The organism is Psychromonas algicola (assembly GCF_004378355.1).
In the GTDB taxonomy this organism is placed as follows: Bacteria; Pseudomonadota; Gammaproteobacteria; order Enterobacterales; family Psychromonadaceae; genus Psychromonas.
Genome location: NZ_SNUB01000052.1, coordinates 1 through 9,338, shown reverse-complemented (window position 1 = coordinate 9,338; position 9,338 = coordinate 1). Strand labels below are relative to the sequence as shown.

General features: G+C 37.6%; 7 protein-coding genes and 1 pseudogene. 4 read left to right on the top strand and 4 right to left on the bottom strand.

The features are described 5' to 3' along the window. Positions 1-105 precede the first annotated feature (105 nt). Positions 106-1,047 carry a hypothetical protein gene (locus E2R67_RS16075; RefSeq protein WP_134291964.1) on the bottom strand — a complete coding sequence of 314 codons (942 nt, stop codon included), beginning with the start codon at positions 1,045-1,047 and terminating at the stop codon, positions 106-108. Positions 1,048-1,359: 312 nt separating this feature from the next. On the opposite strand from E2R67_RS16075, the gene E2R67_RS16070 reads away from it, so the two are divergent. Beyond that, positions 1,360-1,815: a ribosome recycling factor family protein gene (locus E2R67_RS16070; protein ID WP_134291963.1), complete on the top strand. Its 456-nt coding sequence runs from the start codon at positions 1,360-1,362 to the stop codon at positions 1,813-1,815. Between the two features lie 958 nt (positions 1,816-2,773). Here the strand turns inward: E2R67_RS16070 and E2R67_RS16965 are convergent. Then, positions 2,774-2,981 (bottom strand): annotated as a pseudogene (locus tag E2R67_RS16965) (S1 RNA-binding domain-containing protein); the annotation flags it as partial. A gap of 742 nt (positions 2,982-3,723) precedes the next feature. Next, positions 3,724-5,832, bottom strand: coding sequence for a polyribonucleotide nucleotidyltransferase (gene pnp / locus E2R67_RS16060; RefSeq protein WP_134291962.1), 2,109 nt, complete (start codon positions 5,830-5,832; stop codon positions 3,724-3,726). A 283-nt stretch (positions 5,833-6,115) separates the two neighbouring features. On the opposite strand from pnp, the gene E2R67_RS16055 reads away from it, so the two are divergent. Then, positions 6,116-6,811 (top strand): glutathione S-transferase, encoded by a 696-nt coding sequence (locus tag E2R67_RS16055; protein ID WP_134291961.1) that lies wholly within the window; start codon positions 6,116-6,118, stop codon positions 6,809-6,811. A gap of 33 nt (positions 6,812-6,844) precedes the next feature. Here the strand turns inward: E2R67_RS16055 and murQ are convergent, their stop codons facing one another. Continuing rightward, positions 6,845-7,738, bottom strand: coding sequence for an N-acetylmuramic acid 6-phosphate etherase (murQ, locus tag E2R67_RS16050; RefSeq protein WP_134291960.1), 894 nt, complete (start codon positions 7,736-7,738; stop codon positions 6,845-6,847). A gap of 85 nt (positions 7,739-7,823) precedes the next feature. On the opposite strand from murQ, the gene E2R67_RS16045 reads away from it, so the two are divergent. After that, complete coding sequence (locus E2R67_RS16045; RefSeq protein WP_134291959.1) at positions 7,824-8,306, top strand: CidA/LrgA family protein; 483 nt, start codon at positions 7,824-7,826, stop codon at positions 8,304-8,306. Continuing rightward, a complete protein-coding gene (locus tag E2R67_RS16040) occupies positions 8,306-8,986 on the top strand; it encodes an LrgB family protein (protein WP_134291958.1) in 681 nt (226 codons plus the stop codon). Before E2R67_RS16045 ends, E2R67_RS16040 begins: the two co-directional genes overlap by 1 nt. Positions 8,987-9,338: the final 352 nt, after the last annotated feature.

Sequence of the window (9,338 nt, the reverse complement as noted above, 5' to 3'; positions counted from 1 at the left end):
ACGAATACACCGTATGATGAATCGACATATTTAGCTGCATTAAAACGAAGAGATTCGCCGCTTTTAAAGTTTGCAATAAATTGCTAATTTTACTAGCGGTCCACCTCAGGGCGTGTTGTTATGTGAATCTGTATTCATGAACTTTTCAATTTCTTGACGCTGTTTATCTGTAAGTCTCTGTTGAACAGAGGGTTGAGTATAATCTATTGTCCAACCAAGAATAGGTTCTGGATTACGGAGGACAGGGGCAGTCATAGCTCCAGGTAACCAAGGCCACATAAGATTTACTTGAGCGCGCTCACTTGTATCTACAGTATTAGCATCGTGATAATAACAAACTATTTTTTCTGCAACCCTAAGAATTTTAAAGATATTTAACTTAAAGTATTCATAATAGAAGTTAGTACTTTCAATTGCTTTTTGATGAATGATTTGATTTCTAAAGCTTTCTAATAATATAAAATGAGACCAAAAATCTTGCTTACTAATTTTTTCGCAACTGTAAACTTTAGGAAGAACTATATCTAATTTGTCTTTTAAACTTAGCCAACGTTCAATCGCCTTTTTATCAAACTCTTCTTTTACACCCTTACTATTTTTTGAAGTGGTGTATATGTAATCATCCGGAATACTAATATTAGCAAACGCTTCTAAAGCGGTGTATGAGAAAACAATAGCAGTTTGAATTTTTTCAATATAATTAGATACATAAAAACAATTATTCCACAACGCATTTATTTTGCTTTTAAACTCTTGATCAGCACGAGTAAGTAGCACTTTATGGTACATTTTTTCAGCTTCTTCCAAAGCTAATTTACTATTTGATAGCAAAAGTGAAATGTTATTGGGAACAAAATACTCAAGCTTTTTCTTTTTTGTTAATCTAACGCTATCTGCGTGTTGAAAAGCATGGTTCATCGGATATTCAGGATGATCTAAACATTTAATTAATATAGGTTTCATAGCTCTGTTGTCTTTGCAATCATACTTTTCAGCATCATCACAAACTACGACCATACACCTATTTGATTTAGTATCTTTCTTCATATATATCGACACTCCGTACGTTCACATAACAGCTTATTAGACGGAAAAATTCTGTGTTTCCACAAAAAACACGCCCATCAATTATTTATAATAAAAATAAACAATACCTGCTTAATCTATCTTTATCAAATGCTTATATTTTTCTGTTTATCAAAGCATTTGTAGAAAGGCTGAATTATTCGGTATTAATAACAAAGATACGGAATGGTCAGACTAGGATGCATAAAAACAGCTATCCACAACGAATTCAAACAAATATTTATAAATAATATTGTTCGTTAAATGTATTTGTAACCGTTATTATTAAAGGCAATGCTTCATTTATTAAACAACCTTGCAGAGAATACTGTGCCAAATGACTCATCAAAAATACGGTCAATTACCTTAAACAACTTCCTGCATCGTATTGATTGTAAAACCACGATCATTGAATTAGCAACGCAACAGGGTTGCAGTTTAAAACGCATTCGTCGTTCTAAAAATTGGTCACTAACAGGTAATCAAAGCCAATTGATTGCAGTCAGCGAACAATTGCAACAAGCCTTGATTATGAAAGAACAGGATTTGCATAAAACCTCTTTTAAAAATGTTAAAAAAGTCACATGGATTGTCGAAACCATTAATAAAACCTTACCCAAACCTACCTTTGATTTAACAGCAATTGTTCAAGCGAACCCCGACATGACCATCAACCGATTAATAGCAGAAACTGGCTGCACCTTAATCGAAGCCCGAGCCGCCCTAGATAAAGCAGAATATTTGGTTTAATAAAAACGACTAATATGAATTCCCACAGAGACAGTGGGAACTAGAGAATATTTCTTTTTGTCTCTGGATCAAAGCTTTACTAATATCCAAAATATAATAGTTAAACTGATACTAAATGCGGCTACGACAAACCTCCCGTTGAGTTTTTCTGAATCAATCACAGACTTCAGCAAGCTAAGGCAGGAAGCCGTTGCTAGCGAACTTCGCGGCACGGACGCAGCGTATGAGCGGTGCGTTAAGAAGGCTGTTATTTATTCAGATTAAAAAACGATTCGGGAACAGTCTTTTTGCTTACTTTTTCTGCTGTTCAGAAAAAGTAAAGTCGCCGACAGGGCGAAAACACTGTTAACAACAATCGTATTGACTCGACGAGCGAAGACGAGCCTTGCCCCTAAAAATTTCATCAATATAATAGTTAATATGCATTCCCACAGAGGACAATGGGAACGAGAAACATATTTGCATCAAAATTGATAAGCGATTTCGATACCCAATATGGCTACGACAAACCTCCCGTTGAGTTTTTCTGAATCAATCACAGACTTCAGCAAGCTAAGGCAGGAAGCCGTTGCTAGCGAACTTCGCGGCATGGACGCCGCGTATGAGCGGTGCGTTAAGAAGGCTGTTATTTATTCAGATAAAAAAAGAATTGGGAGCCAGTCTTTTTGCTTACTTTATTCTTCTGGCAAGAAAAAGTATGTCGCCGACAGGGCGAAAACACTGTTAACAACAATCGTATTGATCCGACGAGCGAAGACGAGCCTTGCTTCCAAAGCACTCCAATAATACAAACAATAAAATATGAATTCTCACGGAGACCATGGAAACTAGATAAATAGGTAGGCTAAAGCCTACATCCCTAAAAAGGTAAGAAAACTTTTCTTCAGGCACAAAAAAAGCAAGCCGAAGCTTGCTCTATAAAGTTATGCAAAGGTTCTATAAAGAACCTTAAAAAAGATTATTCAGCTGCTGGAGCTTCTGCTTTCTTTTCTTCTGCTTCTTTCATAGAAAGATGGTCGCGACCTTGGCGGCTTATTTTTAACACTTAAGCTTCTAGTACTTTAACTTTAACTTCTTGACCTTCTTTCAGGTAATCAGAAATTTTTTGTATACGTTCTTCACTGTCATTTTTGGTATAGCTGTGAGATATGAACTAAGCTGTCTTTGTTCTTTTATCCTTTTGTAGGCACAAAAAAAGGAAGCCGAAGCTTCCTTTTTAAAGTTAAGAATTAAGAAAAACTATTCAGCTGCTGGAGCTTCTGCTTTCTTTTCTTCTGCTTCTTTCATAGAAAGGTGGTTGCGACCTTAGCGACTTACTTTTAAACCTTAAGTTTCTAGTACTTTAACTTCTTGACCTTCTTTGCTTCACAAGATAAATAAGAGGCTAATGATGAGTAACCGAAACGCAGTTTCGCAGTGCGAAGAAGGAATTGATACTTTTTGAACACGCTCTTCACTGTCATTTTTGGTATAGCTGTGAGATATGAACTAGGCCGTCTTTGTTCTTTTACCGTTTTGTAATCACAAAAAAAGGAAGCCGAAGCTTCCTTTTTAAAGTTAATAATTAAGAAAAATTATTCAGCTGCTGGAGCTTCTGCTTTCTTTTCTTCTGCTTCTTTCATAGAAAGATGGTCGCGACCTTGGCGGCTTACTTTTAAACCTTAAGTTTCTAGTACTTTAACTTCTTGACCTTCTTTGCTTCACAAGATAAATAAGAGGCTAATGATGAGTAACCGAAACGCAGTTTCGCAGTGCGAAGAAGGAATTGATACTTTTTGTACACGCTCTTCACTGTCATTTTTGGTATAGCTGTGAGATGTGAACTAAGCGGTCTTTGTTCTTTTACCCTTTTGTAGGCATAAAAAAAGGAAGCCGAAGCTTCCTTTTAAAGTTAAGAATTAAGAAAAACTATTCAGCTGCTGGAGCTTCTGCTTTCTTTTCTTCTGCTTCTTTCATAGAAAGACGTACGCGACCTTGGCGGTCTACTTCTAGTACTTTAACTTTAACTTCTTGACCTTCTTTCAGGTAATCAGATACTTTCTGTACACGCTCTTCACAGATTTGTGAGATGTGAACAAGACCATCTTTACCAGGAAGGATGTTAACGAATGCACCGAAGTCAGCTAGACGAACAACTTTACCTGTGTAGATAGTACCTACTTCAACTTCTGCTGTTAGTGCTTTAATGCGGTTGATTGCATCTTCAGCTTGCTCACCAGATGTTGCAGCAATTTTAACTGTACCATCATCTTCGATTTCAATTGTTGTACCTGTTTCTTCACATAAAGAACGGATAACTGCGCCGCCTTTACCGATAACATCACGGATTTTATCTGTGTTGATTTTCAGAGTGTGAATACGTGGAGCGAATTGAGAAATGTCATCACGACCTTCAGAAATTGCTTCATCCATTACAGATAGAATGTGTAAACGTGCTGCTTTTGCTTGGTTTAACGCAATTTTCATGATTTCACGTGTGATACCTTCAATTTTGATATCCATTTGTAAAGCTGTGATACCGTTAGTTGTACCCGCTACTTTAAAGTCCATATCACCAAGATGATCTTCATCACCTAAGATATCAGAAAGAACAACGAATTCTTCGCCTTCTTTAACTAGACCCATTGCGATACCTGCAACAGACGCTTTAAGTGGAACACCTGCATCCATTAATGCTAACGATGAACCACAAACAGACGCCATTGAAGATGAACCGTTAGATTCAGTGATTTCTGATACTACACGTACTGTGTATGGGAATTCTTCAACCGTAGGCATTACTGCTAATACACCACGTTTTGCTAGACGACCGTGACCAATTTCACGACGCTTAGGAGAACCAACAAAACCAGTTTCACCTACACAGTATGGAGGGAAGTTGTAATGTAATAAGAAGTGATCTTTCTTCTCACCCATTAGGCTGTCGATGATTTGTGCATCACGTTGAGTACCTAATGTTGCTGTTACTAACGCTTGTGTTTCACCACGTGTAAATAGTGAAGAACCGTGAGTACGTGGTAATACGCCAGTACGAACGTCAAGAGCACGGATGCTTTCTGGATCACGTCCATCAATACGTGGCTCGCCTTTGATGATGCGAGAGCGTACGACTGTTTTTTCTAAATCATGTAGGTATTCGCCTACTTGTTTAGCCGCTAATTCTTCATCAGCTGCTAATAATTTTTCTTTAACTTCAGACGTGATCGCTTTGATTGCATCGTAACGTTCGCCTTTGTCGCTAATTTGGTAAGCCGCTTCAAAGCGTGCTTGTGCTTCAGTTGCAACAGCAGCATCTAATGCTTCGTTACGAACTGGTGCAGTCCAATCCCATTTAGGGCGAGCTACTTCAGCAGCAAATTCTTTGATTGCTTCAACAACAACTTGTTGTTCATCGTGACCGTATACTACAGCGCCTAACATGACGTCTTCGCTTAAGATACCTGCTTCAGATTCAACCATTAATACTGCGTTGTCTGTACCAGATACAACAAGGTCTAGGTCACTTGTTTCTAATTCTGTTTTAGTTGGGTTAAGTAGGTATTGACCTTCTTTGTAACCAACACGAGCACAACCGATAGGGCCGTTAAATGGCATACCAGAGATAGAAAGTGCCGCAGAAGTTGCGATCATTGCAACGATATCTGGGTTAACTTCTGGGTTGATTGAAACAACCGTTGCAATCACTTGTACTTCGTTTTTGAAACCTTCTGGGAAAAGAGGACGAACTGGACGGTCAATAAGACGTGCAATTAACGTTTCTTCTTCAGATGGGCGGCCTTCACGTTTGAAGAAACCACCTGGGATTTTACCTGCTGCGTATGTTTTTTCTTGGTAGTTAACTGTAAGAGGGAAGAAGTCACGCTCTTGATCATCAGCATTTTTACCAACAACAGAAACGAATACACAAGTATCGTCCATGCTACACATTACAGCGGCAGTTGCTTGACGTGCAATTACGCCAGTTTCTAGTGTTACCGTATGTTCGCCATACTGGAAACTTTTTACAATAGGAGTCATTTTTTTTCCTTTATTAAAATTATTTTCTCTATGCTTTTTATCGCGCCCATAGTATACGTCAAGAGCATGATTTTTAAACCTACATTTTTCAACATTTGTATTTAAATAATAAGAAATGAAACGGTTATGATTAATTGTTATTCAATAATCAGTCAATTTTTTACTTAACCTTTGAATTTTAGTGGCTCTTTTGTTGTTTTTTATTTAGTGATTCAAAGAGCAAGCTTGGTAACGGGAGAAGTCTACAGGTAAGATGTGACAATACTGTGTTTCGGAATGACTTATGGATCTCACTTCAACTACTTTGCCTATTGTTTATTCTTTGCAACATTGCCCTTATGCAATGCGTGCTCGAATAGCGATTTTTAAATCCAAACAACCTGTTTTATTAAGGGCGATCAAGCTCAATAATAAACCGCCTGAAATGCTAGCGTTATCAAAGAATCAAACCGTCCCTATGATGGTGTTACCTAATGCTAATGGAACTCATTTGCCTGAAGTGGTAGAAGAAAGTTTGGATATTATGCTAGCGGTATTAAAGCAAAGCGATCCTAATCAGTTATTGGTTCAATCTACTTGTTCTTTAAGCGAAATGTTAACGTTCATTGAGCATTATGAGACGGGGTTGATTCCTGCCAATGAAGCTTATAAATGTGCTAAACGTTATAAAGAAACGAATATTGCTAAATACCGTCAAGCCTGTGAAGTATATCTTCAAGAGTTGGAATTACGTTTAACGCAACATGCGTTTTTATTGTCAGAAACTGAAAGTTTGTTAGATATTGCGTTGATGCCTTTTATTAGACAGTTTTCTAAGGTCGAACGACAGTGGTATCAGCAATCGCCTTATCCAAAACTTCGCGCTTGGTTAAACGGTTATTTACAAAGCCCAATGTTTACCAAGGTGATGGCAAAACATGAGCTATGGGTTGATTGCCAGCGCGATATTTTATTTGGTGATTTATCAACTAAGTCATGATTTTAGTTATTACAATGACTTTATATGGTCGAGTTAAATACACTGGCGTATAAAACCTTTGTGTTGTTGCAAACTGCCTTTAGCTTGTTTAGCGTCGACGCCTGTTAAGATCATCACAATGGCGGTTTTACAATGATTGCCTGATTCATTTAACGCGGTTTCAGCTTCTTCACGCGAGCAGTCTGTTGCTTCCATGATAATTTTCTTTTGGCGTTCAATCAATTTAGCATTAGTCGCCTGCACATCTACCATCAAATTACCAAATACTTTACCGCTTTTGATCATCGAGCCTGTGGTTAGCATGTTTAGGACTAATTTTTGTGCTGTGCCCGCTTTCAGCCTTGATGATCCAGTGACCACTTCTGGGCCGACAATAACGTCCAGTGCGATATCGGCAATGGCTGCCATCTCGCTGTTATCATTACAACATAAACTCACAACATCACAGCCCAGCGATTTAGCGTAACGCATCGCCCCAATAACATAAGGTGTGCGTCCACTTGCTGCAATGCCTACAATAATGTCGTTTGCGTTTACTTGGATATTTTTTAAGTCTAATTCGCCTGCCGCTAAGTTATCTTCTGCATTTTCTACGGCTTTTAAAATAGCTGTTTTTCCACCTGCAATTAATCCAATAACTTGCTCAGCAGGGCTACCAAAGGTAGGAGGGCATTCGCTAGCATCTAAAATACCTAAACGCCCTGAAGTACCTGCGCCGCAATAGATCAGTCTGCCACCTTTTTCAAAGGCTTGTTTAATGGCATCAACAGCTTGTGCAATGGCTGGTAGGATTGTTTCAACGGCAATGGCTACTTTTTTATCTTCATTGTTAATCACAGTGAGCATGTCTAATGTCGATAAAGTATCTATATTGGCACTGGCGCTATTGCGGCTTTCGGTAATAAATTGCTGTAGGGATAAACTCATAATAGTGATTTCAATGTAATTGTTTTAACAGGATGAATGTAAGTTGTTATACTAGCAGTTCATTTAATAGAGTTGTATTGATACTATGACAAAATCTCCGCAAGTTCCCAAGAAAGAAGCTGAATCACTTACTCATTCTCAAAGCCATTTAGAGCAAGCCTCTTCACCTCAACCTGTACTTAGTGCTAAACAAAAAACAGCGCTGTTAGTTAAAAATGCGTTGCAACTTGTTTTAGGGTTGTTGATTATTATGCTCTTTCTATCCATCGCTAAATTTATTATTGCTTACTTTAAAAGTACTTTCCCTGCTTCTATATTGGGCATGTTAATGTTGTTTGTTGCTTTGTCATTGGGCATTGTGAAATTAAACTGGATAGAGTTTGCAGGGAATTTAGTTTTAAAATATTTAGCGTTATTGTTTATTCCAATTGGCGTTGGGTTAATTAATTATTTTGATTTAATTGCAACACATTGGTTAGTGATTGTTTTTTCTTTGTTTTTCACCACGTTAATTACGCTATTTTTGGTTGGGCACTGTTATCAATGGTTGGTTAAGGAAGAATCATAATGTTTATTTATATCGCAACGCCTCTTACGTTATTGTTATTTTTTGCGGCTAAAAAACTGCATAGCATTAAACCCGCAGCTTTGCTTAATCCTGTGCTAGTGACCATTTTTAGTTTGATTTCTATTTTGTTATTACTTGAAATTCCTTTCTCTGACTATCAGCAGGGCAGTTCAATCATTACTGTGCTGCTTGAACCTGCTATTGTTGCCTTAGCCGTTCCGCTTTATTTGCAATTGAAAGTGATTAAAGCACAACTTAAATTGATTTTATTAAGTTGTCTGTTGGCGGTTTGTATTGCTTTTTCTTGCGCTTTTTTCATTATGCCTTTATTGGGAGCGGACTCTATTACTGCGGCTTCTTTTGCTGGGCAATCGGTGACTACGCCTATTGCGATGGAAATTAGCAAAAACCTAAATGGCATTGTTTCATTAACGGCTGCCATGGTGATCTTCGCGGGCATTATCGGCGCGAGTATCGGTTTGCCTTTTTTGAAGTTATGCCGAGTTAAAAATAAACAAGCCATTGGTGTTGCGATTGGTTGTGCTTCTCATGCTTTAGGCACTGCAAAAGTGTTGGAAGATAACGAGGAATCGGGCGCATTTTCATCAATTGCTTTGATTCTTTGCGCTGTATTATCTGCATTGATTATGCCTGCGTTATATAATTGGCTTATTTTATAACTGGTTTATTTTATATAATATCATTCACGATGAATAGTTTATCTATTTTACTGGCTAAAAAGTCCACTTATTCGTTATAAATTTCGTAAAGGGGATAGCCATTTACGTCTCGAATTGAACTGTTTTCTCTTCGTAAAATTTAGATAACATATTTAACGTCATCGGTATAACTTTTCAATATTCATTCCTGTTATATACATGGAAATAAAGTATAAAAAAACCGAAGCTTGCTTCTAATGCCGATCAGTTAAGAAAAATTAGTTGATTTTTACCCGAATGGGATCAGAATCCGATGTTCACTCAACATCGGATTTTTTTATGCCTTTAGATTACGATTTCCACTCACTCGAAG